At 46.9% G+C, this 18979-nt stretch carries 16 protein-coding genes; 6 read left to right on the forward strand and 10 right to left on the reverse strand.

The annotated features are described in order from the left end of the window. Positions 1-33 precede the first annotated feature (33 nt). From MED92_RS06610 to cysD, 8 genes are all read right to left on the reverse strand, one after another. Positions 34-735, reverse strand: coding sequence for an electron transport complex subunit E (locus tag MED92_RS06610; protein ID WP_007020743.1), 702 nt, complete (start codon positions 733-735; stop codon positions 34-36). Beyond that, positions 735-1385 (reverse strand): electron transport complex subunit RsxG, encoded by a 651-nt coding sequence (gene rsxG / locus MED92_RS06615; RefSeq protein ID WP_337445066.1) that lies wholly within the window; start codon positions 1383-1385, stop codon positions 735-737. The genes MED92_RS06610 and rsxG overlap by 1 nt, the downstream gene beginning before the upstream one ends. Further along, positions 1382-2443: an electron transport complex subunit RsxD gene (gene rsxD / locus MED92_RS06620; RefSeq protein WP_007020745.1), complete on the reverse strand. Its 1062-nt coding sequence runs from the start codon at positions 2441-2443 to the stop codon at positions 1382-1384. Before rsxD ends, rsxG begins: the two co-directional genes overlap by 4 nt. Before the next feature lie 14 nt (positions 2444-2457). Beyond that, on the reverse strand, positions 2458-5601 hold the full coding sequence (rsxC, locus tag MED92_RS06625) for an electron transport complex subunit RsxC (RefSeq protein WP_007020746.1): 3144 nt from the start codon (positions 5599-5601) through the stop codon (positions 2458-2460). Next, positions 5601-6197: an electron transport complex subunit RsxB gene (gene rsxB, locus MED92_RS06630; protein ID WP_007020747.1), complete on the reverse strand. Its 597-nt coding sequence runs from the start codon at positions 6195-6197 to the stop codon at positions 5601-5603. Before rsxB ends, rsxC begins: the two co-directional genes overlap by 1 nt. A 9-nt stretch (positions 6198-6206) precedes the next feature. Then, on the reverse strand, positions 6207-6788 hold the full coding sequence (gene rsxA, locus MED92_RS06635) for an electron transport complex subunit RsxA (protein WP_007020748.1): 582 nt from the start codon (positions 6786-6788) through the stop codon (positions 6207-6209). A gap of 154 nt (positions 6789-6942) precedes the next feature. Beyond that, complete coding sequence (gene cysN / locus MED92_RS06640) at positions 6943-8640, reverse strand: sulfate adenylyltransferase subunit CysN (protein WP_007020749.1); 1698 nt, start codon at positions 8638-8640, stop codon at positions 6943-6945. A gap of 113 nt (positions 8641-8753) precedes the next feature. Next, positions 8754-9671 carry a sulfate adenylyltransferase subunit CysD gene (gene cysD / locus MED92_RS06645; protein WP_007020750.1) on the reverse strand — a complete coding sequence of 306 codons (918 nt, stop codon included), beginning with the start codon at positions 9669-9671 and terminating at the stop codon, positions 8754-8756. 290 nt (positions 9672-9961) lie between these two features. Here cysD and MED92_RS06650 point away from each other — a divergent pair, with 290 nt between their 5' ends. The 6 genes from MED92_RS06650 (at position 9962) to MED92_RS18465 (ending at position 17753) form a co-directional block, all read left to right on the forward strand. Beyond that, positions 9962-10747, forward strand: coding sequence for a sulfite exporter TauE/SafE family protein (locus MED92_RS06650; RefSeq protein WP_007020751.1), 786 nt, complete (start codon positions 9962-9964; stop codon positions 10745-10747). A 68-nt stretch (positions 10748-10815) separates the two neighbouring features. Further along, entirely contained in the window at positions 10816-12474 is a 1659-nt protein-coding gene (locus MED92_RS06655; RefSeq protein WP_007020752.1) for a nitrite/sulfite reductase, read from the forward strand. Beyond that, entirely contained in the window at positions 12458-12931 is a 474-nt protein-coding gene (locus MED92_RS06660) for a DUF934 domain-containing protein (protein ID WP_007020753.1), read from the forward strand. Before MED92_RS06655 ends, MED92_RS06660 begins: the two co-directional genes overlap by 17 nt. 26 nt (positions 12932-12957) lie before the next feature. Next, complete coding sequence (locus MED92_RS06665) at positions 12958-13680, forward strand: phosphoadenylyl-sulfate reductase (protein ID WP_007020754.1); 723 nt, start codon at positions 12958-12960, stop codon at positions 13678-13680. 415 nt (positions 13681-14095) lie between these two features. Further along, positions 14096-15520 carry a siroheme synthase CysG gene (cysG, locus tag MED92_RS06670; protein WP_007020755.1) on the forward strand — a complete coding sequence of 475 codons (1425 nt, stop codon included), beginning with the start codon at positions 14096-14098 and terminating at the stop codon, positions 15518-15520. Between the two features lie 490 nt (positions 15521-16010). After that, positions 16011-17753 carry a GGDEF domain-containing protein gene (locus tag MED92_RS18465; protein WP_007020756.1) on the forward strand — a complete coding sequence of 581 codons (1743 nt, stop codon included), beginning with the start codon at positions 16011-16013 and terminating at the stop codon, positions 17751-17753. A 5-nt stretch (positions 17754-17758) separates the two neighbouring features. Here the strand turns inward: MED92_RS18465 and MED92_RS06680 are convergent, their stop codons facing one another. Both MED92_RS06680 and MED92_RS06685 read right to left on the reverse strand, forming a co-directional pair. Beyond that, the gene (locus tag MED92_RS06680) at positions 17759-17938 is read right to left on the reverse strand and encodes a PCP reductase family protein (protein ID WP_007020757.1); all 180 of its coding nucleotides are present in this window, start codon (positions 17936-17938) and stop codon (positions 17759-17761) included. A gap of 350 nt (positions 17939-18288) precedes the next feature. Beyond that, positions 18289-18873, reverse strand: a complete 585-nt coding sequence (locus MED92_RS06685; RefSeq protein ID WP_007020758.1) for a TetR/AcrR family transcriptional regulator — start codon at positions 18871-18873, stop codon at positions 18289-18291. Positions 18874-18979 lie beyond the last annotated feature (106 nt).

Here is an 18979-nt window from a genome sequence, read left to right on the forward strand (position 1 = left end):
AAACAATTCTGCCTGCGCCGTAAAATTGAAAAGTTACCCTGTAATTCTAACTCTTTCAGGGCGTGAACCCGGATCAGGCTCCTGCTCAGCTTTGCGTTGTTGCATCCGCATATCAAACAGGTTCTTCAAGGCAATCAATAACCCCATACCAACGAATGCACCAGGAGGCAAAATAGCAAATAGAAAACCGGTGTAATCATCCACCAAAGTGATCTTCCAGTTTTCAGCTATCGGCCCAAACAAAAGGTGCATATCGGTAAATAAAGTTCCCAGACCTAAAGCCTCACGCATGGCACCCAAAATAACCAACACGGCAGTAAAGCCAAGCCCCATCATGAGACCGTCTAGCAAGGATTCTTTAACAGGGTTTTTACACGCGAATGCATCAGCGCGGCCCATAATTGCACAGTTAGTTACAATCAGAGGAATGAAAATACCCAGAATAAGATAGAGCTCATAGGTAAATGCTTTCATCAGTAACTCAATAGCGGTTACAAATGAAGCAATAATCATAACGAATATAGGCAGACGAACAGATTCTGGCACAAACTTACGAAAAGCCGATACGGTCAGGTTAGACCCCAAAAGCACTAAAGTACTTGCTATACCCAAACCTATAGCATTAACGACGGTGCCCGTTACAGCCAGTAACGGACATAAGCCCAGTAACTGAACCAATGCAGGGTTGTTACCCCACAATCCGTCCATCGTAATTTTCTTGTAATCAGCCGCCATTATTTGGCTACCTCAGCTGTTTGTTCATTTGTTTGCTGCAATAAAACCGTTCGATTTTCAGTAAAGTAATCGACTCCACGAGATACCGCATTTACCACAGCACGGGGTGTAATAGTCGCTCCGGTGAACTGATCAAATTGACCACCGTCCTTTTTTACAGCCCAGCGATCATCATCTTTACTCGTTTTACTCAAACCATCGAAGCTAAAGATCCAGTCAGACTTCTTAGTGTCCACTTTATCGCCTAAGCCCGGTGTTTCTTTATGCGCCAACACCCTGACACCGGCAACCGATCCATCTGCATTAATTCCAGCAATAATGTGGATATTTCCACTATAACCGTCAGGTGCAACCAGCGGCAGAATCACCGTTTTAACAATCCCGCCTTTTCTTGCCAGGTATACCGTTGCAGGCTGTTCATTACCCTGAAGCTCAGGAGCAATCACTTCGATCGTATCTTCTAGCAGGTCATTATCGATGGTGCTTTTCGGGACAATTTCGTAAAGCGCTTTTGCGCGCTGCTCTCGCTCATTTTTAGCGATCTGATCTTTTGTCGTTACCTGAGTCACCGCGATCACAGCTGCACACACCACAGCAAAAAGGCTGATCGCCAGCGTACTGGTTTTCATTGCGCTATAAAACTGCATCATGCGCCTCCTTTCATACCGCGCTTAGCTTTAGCGTGCCCGTAGGTGCGAGGCTGAGTGTATTGATCAATAAACGGGGCAGAAAGGTTCATCAGCAGTACGGCAAAAGCAACCGCATCAGGATACCCTCCCCAGCCTCGGATAATGTAGATCAGCAAGCCAATTCCAATACCGAAAATAATCTTGCCACGGTTGCTGGTCGCCGAGGTAACCGGATCGGTCGCAATAAAAAATGCACCAAGCATGGTTGCGCCAGCAGTCAGATGGAAAAATGGATCCGCAAATGCGTAAGGATCAACCGCATAAAACATCGATGAGATCACAACCAGCGTGATCAGAATAGCCGCCGGCGTATGAATGGTGAACACTTTACGGTAGATCAGGAAAACTCCACCCATAAAGTAAGCAGCACTTACCGCATGCCATGCTCCGATCCCCTCTGAAAGCACAGGCAGAGAGTCCCAAACTTCTTCCGTTGTCAGGCCACCACGATGGCGCATCACATCCAGCGGCGTCGCTCCTGAGTAGCTGTCTACCAGCCCAGGCGCAACCTGCCCAAAAATGACGCTAAGAGTGTCGAAGAAACCCAATACATTCCAGCTACTGCCTTGATCAATCATGACAAAAGGCAGCGTCCAACTAGTCATCTGTACCGGAAAAGACACCAGCAACAGAGCATAGGCAACCATAGCCGGGTTAAACGGGTTCTGGCCCAATCCACCATAGAGATGTTTAGCAATGACGATCGCAACGAATACCCCCACCAGAGTCACCCACCAAGGGGCAAAAGGAGGCAGAGCCAAACCTAGCAGTAATGCAGTCACAACCGCACTGTAATCCTTTAGATAAAAGCCCAGCGGACGTTTACGGACTTTGACAATGATTGCCTCAAAGCCCACCGCCAGTAGTACCGCCCAGATCACATTAATCAGCGTTCCCCAACCAAAGAAAAAGGTCATCGCCGCCAGGCCAGGCAGGGTCGCTAACACGACCAAACGCATCACGTCAGACGTGCTACTGGCTTTGTGAAGATGAGGAGAGCTGGTACGTATCAACGCCATCAGTCAACAATTCCTTAGTGGGTAAAACGATTCAACGTCTGGTTTAATTTTTCCGCTTCCTGCTGTGCAGCCATTAGCTGCTGCTCAATCTCTGGAAGATCGTCCTGCTGGGCTTCACGTGCTTTATCTAAGGCACGTTCTGCTTTAGTCACAGCAGCACGCGCCATCGCAGCGTCAATTTTCAACTGTTTCAGATCGACACCTTCAGCCGCTGCTTTATCTATCTGCTCTTTTTCATAAGCATCAAAGGCCGCTTTAGCTTCATCATGAGCTTTGCTAAGACGCTCTACTTCCGCTTGAAGCTCCGTATCATCTTCAGATTCATCAAGTGCAGCCTGAGCTTTCTTCAACTTGGTACGCATGATCGAAACATTTTGTTTCAACGCTTTTGGGTCAATTGCCTTTTCCGGCTCAGGTTCATTAATCTGACCACCCGCAGAGACAAATTCCTGCTTTAACTCTTCGTATTTACCCTGCAGTTTCTCTACACCTGCCTTCATTTTCTCGGCAGCGGGACTACCCGAAGCTAATGCTGCATCCAGCGCTTTTTGCGCTTTCTCGACTTTGCCCTGCATAGTCTCCATGTCAGCCTTCAGCTCATCCAGGTTAGCTGAAGATGCTTGAGGTTGAACTTCCAGGGCCTTCTCATACTCGGCCTTAGCCTCTTCGTACTTGCCCTGAAGTTTTTCAACGCCGGCTTTCATTTTCTCTGCTGCCGGGCTGCCTGAAGCAATAGCCGCATCCAGCGCTTTCTGAGCTTTCTCAACCTTAGCCTGGATCGCATCCATGTCGGCCTTAAGCTCATCAATGTTCACAGTAGCAGCTTGCGCTGGAGCGGCTGAGGAGATGGCTCTTTCGTACTCAGCTTTGGCTTCTTCGTACTTGCCTTGCAGCTTTTCGACACCTGCTTTCATTTTATCTACAGCCGGGCTGCCTGAGGCAATCGCTGCATCCAGCGCTTTCTGAGCTTTCTCAACCTTAGCCTGGATCGCATCCATGTCGGCCTTTAGCTCATCAATGTTCGCAGTAGCAGCTTGCGCTGGAGCGGCTGAGGAGATAGCTTTGTCGTACTCAGCTTTTGCTTCTTCGTACTTGCCTTGTAGTTTTTCGACGCCGGCTTTCATTTTTTCTACAGCCGGGCTGCCTGAAGCAATCGCTGCATCCAACGCTTTCTGAGCCTTATCAACCTTGCTCTGAGCAGCATCCATGGTCTCTTTTAGCTCATCTAAATTAACTACTGGAGCCGCAGCCTGAGGCGCATTACCTGACTCAGCCTGATCATAAGCGGCCTGAGCTTTTTCAGTTTTAGCCTGCTGTTCAACCAACTTAGCTTTAAGTGCTTCAATGTCGCCCTCGCCACTTTCCTCGGCTTTAGCCAGGGCTTTCTCAGCCTGCTTAAGTTTAGTTCTGGCAACAGCAGCATTGGTTTTCAGCTGCTTAATATCAACGACAGGTGCTGGAGCCGGGGCACTTTGTGCCTGATCATAGGCCTCCTGGGTCGCTTTTTCTTTGGCTTCAAGTTCAGTCACGGTCTGGCGCAATTTATCGATATCGCCAACCCCTTTCTCTTCAGCCAACTGAAGGGCTTTTTGAGCTTTCTTAAGCTTAGTCCTCGCAACGGCCGCTGCCGTTTTCAGTGCCCTAAGATCAGGTTCGCCTGAATTTGTAGCTTTCTCAGTCGTTTGTGAAGCTTTATCTTTCTTAACAGCTTGCGCCTTCGCAGCTTCTTCAGCTCGCTGTTTACGACGAAGCGCCTTCTCTTCTTTTTCCCGTTCTAAACGTTCCTGACGTGCTTCAAAGCGCATACGGGCATGATCCGCTTTACGCTGTTCAGCCTCTTCAGCACGAATCTCGGATTTAGCAAAGCGATAGTATTGCACCAGAGGAATATTACTCGGGCAGACATAGGAACAAGCACCACACTCAATACAATCAAACAGGTTATGATGCTTGGCCTTCTCAAATTCTTTGCCTTTGGCAAACCAGTGTAATTGTTGAGGTAGCAACTCTGCCGGACATACCTGTTCACACATACCGCAACGGATACAAGGATTCGCCGCAGGAGCAGGCGGCATTTCATCATAAGTCGCCGCAATCACACAGTTGGTGGTTTTGATCATTGGGATAGACTGGCTATCCACCGTAAAGCCCATCATCGGTCCACCAATGACCAGACGATAGAGTTCTTTATCTTTAACTTCAGCCGCTTGGAGCAACGTTTCCAACGGTGTACCAATCAGGGCACGCATATTATGCGGATGACCCAGCGCATCACCTGTCAGCGTTACAATTCTGGAGATCAGAGGTACGCCGTTATAAACAGCATCGTAAATCGCAGAAGCCGTACCTACGTTTTGACAGACAATACCCACATCGGCAGGAATCTTACCGCTCGGTACTTCGACACCTGTCAGCAACTTAATCAGCTGCTTTTCACCGCCAGAGGGATAAACCGTTGGTACAACAATAATATCGATATCCAGCTTTGACTCAGCTACAGCCTGCTCCATCGCACGGATCGCCTGTGGCTTATTGTCCTCTGTACCGATCATTACGTGATGCGGTTTGAGCAGATGGGCGATAATTTCTATGCCTTTTACCACCTGATCTGCGTGTTCACGCATCAACATATCATCAGCAGTAATATAAGGCTCACACTCCATCGCATTGATAACGAGTGTATTTACAATATGATCATCACCCAGATGAAGCTTTACATCCGTCGGGAAGCCAGCGCCACCCATACCGCTTATTCCGCGGAAACGGATAAAATCAAGTAGTTCCTGCTTGCTGATCGACTGATAATCTTCCAGCCCTTGATGCTCGCACCACTGATCCTGACCATCGGTTTTGATGATGATACAAGGGGCCGTCATACCTGAAATATGCGGCACGGGTCGCGACTCTATGGCTTCAACAACCCCAGAGCTAGGCGCATGCACATTAACACTAAGACGCCCTACCGCTTCTGAGATAACCTGACCTTTAAGTACCTTGTCACCAACATTAACAACGACCTCTGAAGGTGCCCCTATATGCTGAGAAAGCGGTACCACCAAGCGCTCAGGAACAGGTGCCACCTGAATAGGCCCACCGGTTGATTGCCGCTTATTTTCAGGTGGGTGAACACCACCATGGAACGCGAACTTAGTACTCATTAAGCTGCATCTCCCTGGCTAACTTCACCGCGTTTATCGGTAACGATCAGTTGCACACCTGGTTTAGGCATATTCCACTTCCAAGTGTTCAGTGTTGTTTCAATTGGCAACATGTCAATACAATCGACCGGGCAAGGCTCTACACAAAGGTCACAACCGGTACATTCAGTTTCAATCACCGTGTGCATCTGCTTAGCAGCACCGAGAATAGCGTCTACAGGACAAGCCTGAATACATTTAGTACAACCAATGCATTCGTCTTCGCGGATATAAGCAACTTTCTTAACCGGCTCTTCTTCTACACCACCCTCAAGTGGAATCGCTTCGACATCCAACAGGTCTGCCAGTGCTTCAACGGTACTCTGACCGCCAGGAGGGCATTTATTGATTGCATCTCCTTCTGCAATAGCTTCGGCATAAGGACGACACCCGGGATAACCACACTGACCACATTGAGTCTGAGGTAAAATCGTATCGATCTGATCGACCAGAGGGTTCCCTTCAACACGGAAGCGTACTGATGCAAAGCCAAGCAGTAGTCCGAAAACCAATGCCAAGCCAAACAGAGCAGCGATCGCAATAAGAATTATGTCCATCAGGGCCCCTTATATCTGAACCAGACCGGTAAAGCCCATGAACGCCAGGGACATCAGCCCTGCAGTCACCATGCCAATGGCCGCACCCTGAAAAGGAGCCGGGACGTCCGCAACAGCGATTCGCTCACGCATTGCAGAAAATAGAATTAGTGCCAGAGAAAAACCTACTGCAGCACCGAAACCATAGACAATAGAATCGATAAAACCGTTCAGCTTTTTGATGTTGAGCAGCGCCACACCTAATACAGCACAGTTAGTCGTGATGAGAGGCAGAAATATGCCCAATACTTTATATAATAAAGGACTCGTTTTCCGTACCACCATCTCGGTAAACTGCACGACGACCGCAATCACCAAAATAAAGGTGATTGTTTGCAGATACTCAAGCGCGAGTGGTTGCAACAGATAGGTATAGGCAAGATAACTACACACGGATGACAGTGTAAGTACGAACGTTGTCGCCAGTGACATGCCCATAGCGGTTTCCAGCTTATTGGACACCCCCATAAATGGACATAGCCCCAGAAACTGAACCAGTACAAAGTTATTAACCAGCACAGTGCTGATTACGATCAGAAGATATTCTGTCATAAGATCCGTGTTAAATAGCTTATAAACCAGTGCGTTAAGCAAAGATTAGAAATTGCTAAAGTTTACCTTTTCTGTATTTGATAAGGTATAGCGTGAATCTGACTTAGCGCAAAAAACTGGGAGGTTTACCTAATACAACCTCCCAGGTTTCAGATCAGATGATCTCTTTTGCTTGCAACTGTGTTACAGCCGCCTGAAGTTTCGCTTTTGCTGAATCACCAGCAAGGCTGTCTGTATTCAGGTTAATGGCACCTTCAACTGATGCGTCAGATTCAATCAAAGAGATCAAACCTGCCTGATTAAACAGTGCTGCAACACCGGCAACCTGCGCTTTCAGATCACCCAACTGCGACTGATCAAAAGCAACCACAGCACGACCACGCTCAAAAAGAACCTTTTCCAGACTAAACAGCAGCGTCTCGCGAATCTCAGCATCAGAACCGCTAATAACGATGGCTGCAGCTGACTGGCCCAAACGAACCGCACGAGCAGATGCATCAACATCACTTGTACTGATCAGACTACCGTCCAGATCAATTTCATTCTGGGAACCATCATCGATGATCATACCTGCCGCAACCGTTGCGTTTGTCAGGCGGTCAACAATTATAAAGGAACCTGTACCATGATGGGAGCGATAATCATCTGCAACCACAGCACGCTCTAATGTAATTTCACAACGAGCGATCTCATTAAGCTCTAGTGTAGAAGCAGCAGACTGTTCCAGTGTGTTCACATCAACACGGTGACGTACATGGCTAATACCACCAGCAACACGAGTCGTGTTTAATTTCACTTCGTACTGACGACCAGGCTGAAGCGATTCTTCTGCCATCCAAACGACCATCGCATCAAAACGGTTCGTCGTATCAGGTACAGCATTACTGTGAACAAGCATATCGCCACGGGAAATATCGATCTCATCTTCCAGCGTCAGCGTCACGGCCATCGGCGGGAATGCTTCATCAATCTCACCTTCGAAAGTAACAATAGACTTAACTTTGCTGGATTTACCAGATGGCAATACAGTGACTTCATCACCCGGACGTACTACACCCGATGTCAGGGTTCCACAGTAGCCACGAAAATCAAGATTTGGACGGTTAACATACTGCACCGGGAAGCGCAGCTCATCGAAATTCTGGTCGTTAGCAATCTCAACGGTTTCCAGAGTCTCCATCAGAGGCTCGCCCTGATACCAACCCATGGATTCAGACAGGCTCACTACATTGTCGCCTTTCAGTGCAGAGATAGGCACGAACTGAATATCAGGCAGATCCAACTGCTTGGAGAACTCGATGTAATCGGCTTTGATCTCTTCAAAGCGTTCTTCGCTGAAGTCAACCAGGTCCATTTTATTAATGGCTACAATCGTGTGCTTGATACCCAATTGAGAAACGATAAAGCTGTGACGTTTAGTCTGAACCTGTACACCGTGACGTGCATCGATCAGAATAATTGCCAGATCACAGGTAGACGCACCTGTTGCCATGTTACGTGTGTATTGCTCATGGCCCGGAGTATCCGCGATGATGAACTTACGCTTAGATGTAGAGAAGTAACGGTAAGCAACGTCGATAGTGATACCTTGCTCACGCTCTGCTGCAAGACCATCAACTAGAAGCGCAAGGTCAAGCTCTTCACCAGCATTACCAACACGCTCATTATCCTTCTGGATCGCCGCTAACTGATCTTCATAGATCATCTTCGAGTCATGCAGAAGACGACCGATTAAAGTTGACTTACCGTCATCTACACTACCGCAAGTCAGGAAGCGAAGCAGTTCTTTGTTCTCATGCTGATGCAGATACTCTTGGATATCAGAAGCGATCAGATCACTTTGGTGGCTCATTGTTTTCTCCTTAGGAGAGCTCACCGGCACAATGGTCAGTGAGCTTAAATTCTGTTTCAGTACTTATTTCGGCGCTTAATCTGCTGACTACGCCCAACTCTCTAAAAGATGGCTTAGAAGTAACCTTCCATCTTTTTCTTTTCCATTGATCCAGCACTATCGTGGTCAATCGCACGACCTTGTCGCTCTGAAGTTGTTGTCAGTAGCATCTCCTGAATAATTTCAGGCAGGGTCGCAGCTTCAGATTCAACAGCGCCGGTCAGTGGGTAACAGCCTAAAGTACGGAAACGAACGTTTTTCATTTCAGGCTCTTCACCTTCATTCAAAGGCATACGTTCATCATCAACCATGATCATCATGCCATCACGCTCTACAACCGGGCGCTTCGCAGCATAATACAGCGGTACAATAGAGATATTTTCCAGATAGATGTACTGCCAGATATCCAGTTCTGTCCAGTTGGATAACGGGAATACTCGGATACTCTCACCTTTATCTACGCGAGTATTAAAGACATTCCAGAGTTCTGGACGCTGACTCTTTGGATCCCAGCGATGGTTCTGATCACGAAAAGAGAACACACGCTCTTTTGCTCGCGATTTCTCTTCATCACGGCGGGCACCACCAAAAGCAGCATCAAACTGATGCTTATCCAGGGCCTGTTTCAGCGCCTGAGTTTTCATAATATCTGTGTGCTTTGATGAACCATGTGTAAATGGCCCAACTCCCATATCAACACCTTCCTGATTGATATGAACGATCAGTTCCATACCCGCTTCTTTTGCCATCTTGTCACGGAACTCGATCATCTCTTTGAACTTCCACGTTGTATCAACGTGCATCAAAGGGAAAGGAGGCTTACCCGGTGCAAAGGCCTTACGCGCCAGATGCAGCATCACAGCAGAATCCTTACCGATTGAATAAAGCATCACTGGGTTATCAAACTCAGCAGCTACCTCACGAATGATATGGATACTCTCAGCCTCAAGTTGTTTGAGGTGCGTTAAGCGATGTTCAGGTAAAGCACTCATCAGTAAACACTCTTTCTATATAAATTTTGCGAATAGCCTAAGCAGCCCTAATCAGACACAACTATCCAATATTGCGGCGCATTATCGCAGCTCATTTAATAAAACACAAAAGAATATATAATTACTTTTTGATAACAAAAAAGAATATAAAACCTATAACCCACCAAAACACTAAGAATTACAACCAACAACACAAAAAGTTATAAACAGATTCCCAATTATTATTTTGAGTTATATAAAACCTCCTCTATTATGCCGCCAGATTATTTTGGACAGGTTTATCTGGATTTATGGAACTGGCATATAGCTTTGCAGGATTAGTAGTGGGCTTCATTGTTGGCCTCACCGGTATTGGTGGGGGCGCTTTAATGACGCCAATTCTAATCGTTGTTTTCGGTATTCCGCCTGTTGTGGCAGTGAGCACCGACCTGCTTTATGCAGCTATAACCAAATGCGGCGGTATGATTTCGTATGCCCGAAAGAAGTTGGTTGAATGGCGCGTTGTTCTGTTCATGTTGCTCGGCAGTATTCCTGGCAGTCTATTGACCATCAGGTACCTTCAGGGCTTAGACGGCCTTGAGCAGATTGAACATCTGATGAACCTAACCCTGGGCGTTTCACTGGTCCTGACGTCAATCGCAGTATTCCTGCGCAATAAGATCAGAAACCAGGCAATGAAATGGCAGCACACCAGTGCCGCTTCTCATGCCCGTAAATGGCGCCCTGTCGTAACAGTACTAATGGGCATGATTCTGGGCGCACTTGTGACGCTATCATCGGTTGGCGCGGGGGCACTAGGTACGGCGCTACTGATTCTGCTTTATCCGCGCATGAGCATGCCCACAATTGTCGGCACAGATTTGGTTCATGCGGTAGTTCTGACATCTATTGCAGGTGCTGGGCACTACCAGATGGGAAGTGTGGATATGGACCTGTTGATCTATCTGATCATCGGTTCATTACCGGGTGTATTCCTGGGCAGCCATATCGGCACCCGAATCTCCCCAAAAGTGATGCAGCCAATCATGGGATCCATTTTATTTGCTATCGGCCTGCGCTTTGTAATCGCAGGTTAAGAAAAGTTAATTAACCCTTAAAGTGAGGTGTTGGGTCAGTATCACTGTCCTGACAAGGGAATTAAGATATGTATCAGTATAACGAAGTCGATCAAAAGCTGGTTGACGAACGCGTTGAACAGTTTAGAGACCAGACCCGCCGATTCCTGGCAGGTGAATTATCCGAAGATGATTTTCTGGCCTTGCGTTTGATGAATGGCCTATATGTTCAGCGCCATGCACCAATGCTGCGTGTAGCTGGCCCGTACAACATGTACAACTCAGCACAGTTCCGCAAACTGGCGCATATCGCACGCACCTATGATAAGGGCTATGCACACTTTACAACGCGTACAAACCTGCAGTTTAACTGGCCTAAACTGGAAGAAGTGCCTGATATTCTTGCCGAATTGGCGACGGTTCAGATGCACTCTATACAGACATCAGGAAACTGTATCCGTAATACAACAACGGACCAGTTTGCCGGCGTAATCGCTGAAGAGGTGGAAGATTCCCGCCCTTACTGCGAAATTATTCGTCAGTGGTCATCCCTGCACCCTGAATTTGCGTACCTGCCACGTAAATTTAAAATTGCGATCTCTGCCGCTCCTGATGATCGAGCTGCAACGCAGGTACACGATATTGGCCTGCATATCATCAAGAATGAAGCCGGCGAAGTTGGTTTTGAAGTTATCGTTGGTGGTGGTCTGGGCCGTACACCAATGATCGGCAAACAGATCAATCCATTCCTGGCTAAAGAAGACCTGCTCTCATACCTGGAAGCGATCATTCGTGTTTACAACATGAATGGCCGCCGTGATAACAAATACAAAGCGCGTATCAAAATCCTCGTTCAGGCGATGGGAATTGATAAGTTCCGTGAAGAAGTTGAAGCGGAATGGGCACATATTCGCGATACGGATCTTAAGCTGCCTCAGGAAGAGATCGATCGTGTTAAAGCGTTCTTCAAACCATTTGATTACGATGAGTCCGCAGCGCAGGATAATTCTTTGGAAGCCAAACTGGCAGAAGATGAAGCGTTCAACACTTGGTACGAGCGCAACACCGTTGCTCATAAAGTCGATGGCTACCGTATCGCCTATGTATCCCTGAAACCGTATCTCAAACCTGCCGGCGACATCACTGCGGATCAGCTTGATCTGGTTGCAGATCTTGCCGACAGATACAGCTTTGGTGAAATCCGCGCGACACACAACCAGAACCTGGTTCTGGCTGATGTTAAGAAAGCCGATCTATACGCAGTTTGGCAGGTGCTGGCTGAAGCAGGCCTTGCCCGTCCGAACATGGGAACGATCACTGATATGACCGTATGCCCAGGTGGTGACTTCTGCGCCCTGGCAAATGCCCGTACTATCGGTGTAGCGGATCAGATTAATGAGAAATTTGAGAGTTTGGATTACCTACATGATCTGGGTGAACTCAAGCTCAACATGTCTGGTTGCATGAATGCATGCTCGCACCACCACGTTGGCCACATTGGTATACTAGGCGTCGACAAAAAAGGTGAAGAGTGGTACCAGATCACCCTGGGTGGTGATGATGGTTCCGATGCTGCACTGGGTAAGGTAATTGGCCGTGCAGTTGCTTCCGATCAGGTAGCTAACACGCTAGAGAAAGTTGTTGAAGTTTATGTTGAGAAACGCCTAGAAGGCGAACGTTTTATTGATACCTTCCACCGTATCGGTATGGCACCGTTCAAGGAGTACGTATATGCCCCTGCTAATTAATCGTGAAGTTGTTGAAGACAGCTGGACACTGATCGACGAAGAAAACCTGCAGCAGACAGGCGATATTATCGTACCTCTGGCGCTGTATAACGAACACAAGGCTCAGTTTGAAGCTCATTCTGGCCAGGTCGGCATTAAGATCAATGGTGACGACAATCTTGATGAAGTTCTGGAAAATCTCGACAAGTTTCCCCTTGTTGCGGTAGATTTTCCGGCTTTCAGAGACGGTCGTGGTTTTAGTATCGCTCGTCATCTAGTTCGCGCTGGATACAAAGGTGAGATCCGCGCAACGGGTGATGTGGGCCGAGATCGATTTGCCTATATGGAGCGCTGTGGTTTTACAGCGATCCAGATCAGCGATGAAGAGTTTACCCCTGATATGCTTAATGCATTCACGGAGATGAGCAACTATTACCAAAGTGCGGCGGATAACATTCGCGCTGTTTATAAGCAGTAATTAATAGTGACGGTGAGGTCCTATTTATGAGTGAGCAACTAACTGCAGAGCTGCAAGCTAAAGTTGAAGCAACAGCGGCTCTACTGAACAAAGGCCATGCTGATCATGAGGGATCGCTGGTTTTTGCAAACAGCCTGGGGGCTGAAGATGTCGTCATTGCTGACCTGATCAGCAAGCACTGTCCTGAAATTCGTAACTTTGTCTTGGATACAGGTCGCTTACCTGAAGAGACATTGAAGCTTCTCGATGATGTACGTAAGCAATATCCAGCGTTGCAGGTTGATGTTTATTACCCTGAAGCTGCGGATGTCGAAGGCTATGTCGCTGAAAATGGCATCAACGCTTTCTACGACTCTCAGGATCTGCGTAAGGGCTGCTGCTTTGTACGTAAAATCAAGCCCTTAAAACGTGCACTTTCCGGCAACAAGGCCTGGATTACAGGCCTGCGCCGTGAACAGTCCGTAACCCGTGATGAGATTCAGTTCGAAGAGTGGGATGAAGGCAACAACATGCACAAACTCAACCCTCTGGCTGACTGGTCTGAGAAAGAAGTTTGGGCATATATCAAAGCTTATGATGTCCCTTACAACGAGCTGCATGACAAGCATTACCCCAGCATAGGCTGCGCACCTTGTACACGCGCCATCTCAATGGGTGAAGATGTACGTTCTGGTCGTTGGTGGTGGGAAAACCCTGAAAATCGCGAGTGCGGATTACATCCTGCAACACCGCTGAATTTCAAGAAGTAAGCTGCAAGGAGCAGCCGGATGCTGCTCTGAACAGGAGACCAGGCTGTATTAGTTCTGACTAACAAAGTTATCGCCCCTTCTACCAGCAAGAATGCGCTATCTGGTCAGATTAATACAGCCACCTACTCTTACCCCTCCCTGCACCATCATGGTGAACATCAAGGCCACGCTCACCATTTTGGACACCACGGCGAACCAAAATAGCGCCACAGACTTGCTAAAATTTTCTATAACGTCCCCAAAGTGAATCTGCAGCTGATAAAATGAAGCAATATAACGAGAATATAGCCCTTAACTAACCTTCAGTTTTTTTTCTTAGGACAGCACGTTAAGGGCACACAGGTTGCATAGAACATGGTTATACAAAGCTATCTAACAGAAAAGCTATTACTGGTATAACCTCTGGAGAGATTTCGTGGATTATCTACCTCTGTTTTTCAAATTGACCGGTCAGAACGTGCTACTGGTTGGTGGCGGTAATGTTGCATTACGTAAAGCAAGACTGCTGTGTCGTTCGGGTGCATTGGTCACGGTCATCTCACATAAGGTTTGCGAGGAACTACAAGACCTCCTCGATGAAAACCAGGGACAGAGTATTATTGGTGAGTACCACTCTGCTCTTTTGGAAGGGAAAATGCTGGTTATCGCAGCGACGGATGATAATCCGCTGAACGAGCGAGTCCATTTCGACGCCGTAGAACGCAACATCCCAGTCAATGTGGTTGATAGCCCTAAGTTATGCACATTCGTATTTCCTGCTATTGTCGATCGCTCACCCATTGTTATTGGGATCTCTTCAGGTGGTAGTGCCCCCGTTCTCGCTCGCTTATTACGTGCACGGTTAGAAACCTGGATCCCTAAGTCATATGGCAAGCTGGCCAGCATCGCGAATCATTTCCGTGATCGCGTCAAACAGACCTTCGATACTGTTAATCATCGCCGTGTGTTCTGGGAAAATGTTCTTCAGGGCCAGATTGCGGAAAAGGTATTTGCCGGTCGCGAACAAGAAGCCATCGATCTGATTGAAGACAAGCTAACCAATGAAGACCCTGATCATTCAGTAGGCGAAGTCTATCTGGTAGGCGGTGGCCCTGGTGATCCTGAATTGCTGACATTCAAGGCACTACGTCTCATGCAGCAGGCCGATGTAGTTCTGTATGACGCATTAGTATCTGACGCGGTACTGGATCTCTGTCGACGTGATGCAGACCTGATCTTCGTAGGTAAAAAGCGTGATAATCATGCGGTCCCACAGGAAGGTATCAATGAGCTGTTGGTAAAACATGCCAAAGCAGGACAACGTGTCGTCAGACTAAAAGGCGGTGACCCATTTATCTTCGGTCGGGGTGGCGAGGAGCTGCAAACCCTTAAGGCCCATGATATCCCATTTCAGGTGGTCCCAGGGATCACAGCTGCCAGCGCTTGCTCAACCTATGCGGGTATTCCACTTACCCATCGCAACTATGCACAATCAGTCAAGTTTGTGACAGGGCAATTAAAGAACCGCACCAGTGATCTGAACTTTGCAGAATTGGTTCACCCAAACCAGACGGTTGTGTTCTATATGGGCCTGCATACCTTACCAACACTCTGTGCAAAAATGATCGAGCATGGCAAACCGGCCAATACACCAACCGCAATTGTCTCACGTGGAACCTCGGCCGATCAGAAAGTGCTAACAGGCACTCTGGAGAACATAGCTGAACGTCAGGCTCAGGCTAAACTGCCTGCCCCTGCGTTGATCATCGTCGGTGAAGTTGTTGAGATGCATGATAACTTAAGCTGGTTTGGTGACGAGGTGCTGGCTCAAAACCTAACACCGGTAAAGGCCGAGCCTTAATACCTGACTCTCGCACTCCAAGGCGAATCTCTGAGAAACCTCAGGGTTCGCCTGTCACTGGAGCTTCATCCCCGCCAAGTTAGATGCTTTCCCTAATAAAATCCTGAAAACCCTTATAACCCTATAAATAAAGCGGCTTATTTGTAGTTACTCACATTTTCTGTGGATAACTCAGTTAATAGATTATGGGTAGATTGCTACAGACCGCATAACTACTGGAACTTCTACAAATTGCACCATATAAATGCAGAGAAAATTAATCCTTTATTTTCAATTAGTTAAAAGAAAAGCAATGGTCTATTTATCTAGCCATTAATTTTCTGTATAACAAAAATCACCCCCTTCTTACTCCTGTGGGCATTTATTCTCGCGGATTCCCCCAAAGAACTAATTTATCCGTCATTTCTAATATACCTAGACCAAGGTGCAACTTAACTGTAAGTAATATCATGTATAGTGGATTAAAAGTTGAAGCCCTCAGAACTCAGTAGTGAAACGTCTTCTTAGTTTACTTATTACCCTAGCTGTTCTTGGTGTTGGCCTGATCCTCAGCCTGACACTGTTCTTCGTGGGAAAATACGAATTTGAATCACAGGTTGAACAACAAGTAGGGCATGTTCATCAGCAGGTCAGGGAACGCTTCAGAGTGTTTGATGAGCTAATCGCCAATGATGAGCGAGAGCTACATAAACGAGCACGGCGCGCTCTACTCCGTTTATCCGAAGTCATTCTCCATGAAAACTTCGATCCCAAAGACTGGGATTCAGAACGTCTAGCCCAATTATCAAAAGATTATGGCGTCGATGCTATTTATATAATCGATCGCGATACGCGCGTAGTCGCGACAAACTTTCTTCCCGATATGGGATTTCAATTGGGGACTATCTCTGAAGCCTTTGAACAGCATTTAAAGAAGATGTTCGGTACCGGACGACTTGAGATTGATCGAATAAATGTGTCTTCCAAAACCGGGATCCTGCAGGTTTATGCGTACTACGCACCATTAAACTCTGATTATATGCTGGAGGTTTCTTATGACGTCAAAAACTTCCTCAGTCATAGCCATTCATCAAGATACGTCGAGTTTCTATTTGGTGATTTCTTTACTGAACTGGAAAAGACCAACCCAATGCTTGAAAAGGTTGATGTCTATCTAGTTAATAATTATGCCGCATTTCCTTTCCTACAAAATACGGCGCCAATCAACGCTTCTGATCTCCCCTCCCTTCCAGAGAAAGGGGTTACAACAGTCAATAAAGAGAACCATATTGTTCATCATTACAGCCGGGCGGACCTTAATCGATCCACCCTGCACAGTGCGGAGTATTTGGTCATCCGCTCCACCTTCAATCTGACGCCAATCTACAGTCTGATGCATAAGTTTCTCGGCATCAGTTTGGTGATCATTCTTGTTGTTCTGGGAATTGCTTTCTTCTTGCTATCTTTTCTTTTCGAGAAATGGATCTTACGGCGAATTTTCAGAATTATCGCAGCTCTGGAACGAAGTGCTGAAGGTGATTACGCCGACCAGATGATCTCCGACAGAAAGGATGAGCTTGGGCTAATCGCTGACCACATTAATAGCATGAACCGACGAATTGCCCATCGTGATGTAGAGCTTAGAGAAGCGAGAAACACTTTGGAACATCGGGTTGAAGAAAGAACCCGAGACCTGCAGCTAGAGGTTAATGCCAGAAAGAAAGCGGAAGAAGAATTGATAAAGCTAGCTTCGACGGATCCGCTAACCCGGGTCTTGAACAGGCGCGCTTTTGATCAACGCTCCCGTGAAGAGATCGAACGCTCCCATCGATATAACCGCGAGCTTGCCATCATCCTCTTGGACATTGATCACTTCAAACAGATAAATGATCAGTATGGCCACCAGTTTGGTGACAAAGTACTTATTGATGTGGCTAACCTCATAGGCCCGAGCTTAAGAGCCGCGGATTGTCTTTGCCGACATGGCGGTGAGGAATTTATCATCCTACTGCCCGAAACAGATGAAGCAACGGCTTTACTGATTGCAGAAAGGGTAAGAAAATCGATCGCTCAGCATAAAATCACTGATCGCCATGATTCTTTATCAATAACTGCAAGCTTCGGTGTAGCGGTTTGGCGAAGGGAAGAAGGCGATATTCAGCCTGCTGTCTATCGGGCAGACCAGGCTATGTATAAAGCCAAGAATTCCGGCAGAAATAAGGTTGTCGCTTTTACTCGAGTGATACAGAGTTAGTATGACTAACCCTGCTTATCCATCTGTTTCTGCTTTACCTGATCCAGCAGAGCTTCCGTGACACGATCAAGCCCCTGACTACGTGCAGCTTTCTCTACTTTATGACGGATTAATTTACGGACAAAAAATGGTGCTGCGTCTACACGCTGTTTTGCCGCGTCATCCCACTCAAGCTTATCTGCCATCTTCGTTATTACTCTTTCAAAATATAAAGGCGAGCATTATACGCGCTCGTTTAGAAACAAAAAACTCTGAGCTAAACAGCTTAGGAACCTGCGAATAAGTCTCGGACTTTCTCAGTGGACAATAAAACGACTTAGTGCGCGAAAGGCAGTGCAGTGTAATGACGGGTCCTTTCCAAACTGCCTGACAAAGCAGGAAGTCGTTTTAGCGCCCACCCAAAGGGGCTTACAGAGCGATTCAATCTCTACGTTAACGATTTTCAACGTACAACCAGTATGTCTGCAATCGTTGCCTAGATCTTTAACCGCTCTGAAAGCCTGAGTCGCTCAGGACTTGTTCGCAGGTTCCCTTATCAATGCTGTAAGTTTGAGAACATTTCATCCAACAAACTTTCGATCAATTTCGGGCTTTGGCTATTTCTCATGTAAGTACGCAGCCCCATAATCTGCACCATCAGATAACTTGCAGTATGCGAACAGCTTTTGTGCTTCGAAAACTCACCTTCCTGCTGAGCTTTCTCTAATAGCTGGGCGAGCTGCCGTTCGGTATTTTTCAGCAGCTCCCGGCTCTGTTCTAACAGCACTGAATGCTCATCGGTCAGTTCTGCGATCGTTTTGACTAGCATGCACATTTCACTGGGAGCTACTTTCTTACGCCCCAAAATAATGCCCTGCATGAAAGCTCGAATCACTCCCATAGCCGAGTCATTTTCTGCTGACATATTCAACAAATAGTCATGAGACTCGCTTGCATAAAGCTTTAATGCCTCACTGAAAAGCGCTTCTTTGCTACCAAAAGCCGCATAGAAACTGCCAGGGCGAAGATTAACTGCATCCTGGAGATCACGGGTGGAAGTTGCATTAAAACCCTTTTCCCAAAACAGCATCATTGCCTTATGAATCACTTCGTCCCTGTCATATTTCGCTACGTTAGCCATTGCATTACCGATATTGAACAGTTGATCAATTTTAACTTGATCAATCGATCAAATACAAATATGATCCAATTATTGACCAATTGATCAATAATAATTAATCAGGAAA

The sequence above is a fragment of the Neptuniibacter caesariensis genome (assembly GCF_000153345.1).
Classification (GTDB): domain Bacteria; phylum Pseudomonadota; class Gammaproteobacteria; order Pseudomonadales; family Balneatricaceae; genus Neptuniibacter; species Neptuniibacter caesariensis.

Excerpts from the sequence above, each read along its gene's own strand:
- MED92_RS06610 (WP_007020743.1), bottom strand. The coding sequence starts at position 735 with ATGGCGGCTGATTACAAGAAAATTACGATGGACGGATTGTGGGGTAAC.
- rsxG (WP_337445066.1), bottom strand. The coding sequence starts at position 1,385 with ATGATGCAGTTTTATAGCGCAATGAAAACCAGTACGCTGGCGATCAGC.
- rsxD (WP_007020745.1), bottom strand. The coding sequence starts at position 2,443 with ATGGCGTTGATACGTACCAGCTCTCCTCATCTTCACAAAGCCAGTAGC.
- rsxC (WP_007020746.1), bottom strand. The coding sequence starts at position 5,601 with ATGAGTACTAAGTTCGCGTTCCATGGTGGTGTTCACCCACCTGAAAAT.
- rsxB (WP_007020747.1), bottom strand. The coding sequence starts at position 6,197 with ATGGACATAATTCTTATTGCGATCGCTGCTCTGTTTGGCTTGGCATTG.
- rsxA (WP_007020748.1), bottom strand. The coding sequence starts at position 6,788 with ATGACAGAATATCTTCTGATCGTAATCAGCACTGTGCTGGTTAATAAC.
- cysN (WP_007020749.1), bottom strand. The coding sequence starts at position 8,640 with ATGAGCCACCAAAGTGATCTGATCGCTTCTGATATCCAAGAGTATCTG.
- cysD (WP_007020750.1), bottom strand. The coding sequence starts at position 9,671 with ATGAGTGCTTTACCTGAACATCGCTTAACGCACCTCAAACAACTTGAG.
- MED92_RS06650 (WP_007020751.1), top strand. The coding sequence starts at position 9,962 with ATGGAACTGGCATATAGCTTTGCAGGATTAGTAGTGGGCTTCATTGTT.
- MED92_RS06655 (WP_007020752.1), top strand. The coding sequence starts at position 10,816 with ATGTATCAGTATAACGAAGTCGATCAAAAGCTGGTTGACGAACGCGTT.
- MED92_RS06660 (WP_007020753.1), top strand. The coding sequence starts at position 12,458 with ATGCCCCTGCTAATTAATCGTGAAGTTGTTGAAGACAGCTGGACACTG.
- MED92_RS06665 (WP_007020754.1), top strand. The coding sequence starts at position 12,958 with ATGAGTGAGCAACTAACTGCAGAGCTGCAAGCTAAAGTTGAAGCAACA.
- MED92_RS06680 (WP_007020757.1), bottom strand. The coding sequence starts at position 17,938 with ATGGCAGATAAGCTTGAGTGGGATGACGCGGCAAAACAGCGTGTAGAC.
- MED92_RS06685 (WP_007020758.1), bottom strand. The coding sequence starts at position 18,873 with ATGGCTAACGTAGCGAAATATGACAGGGACGAAGTGATTCATAAGGCA.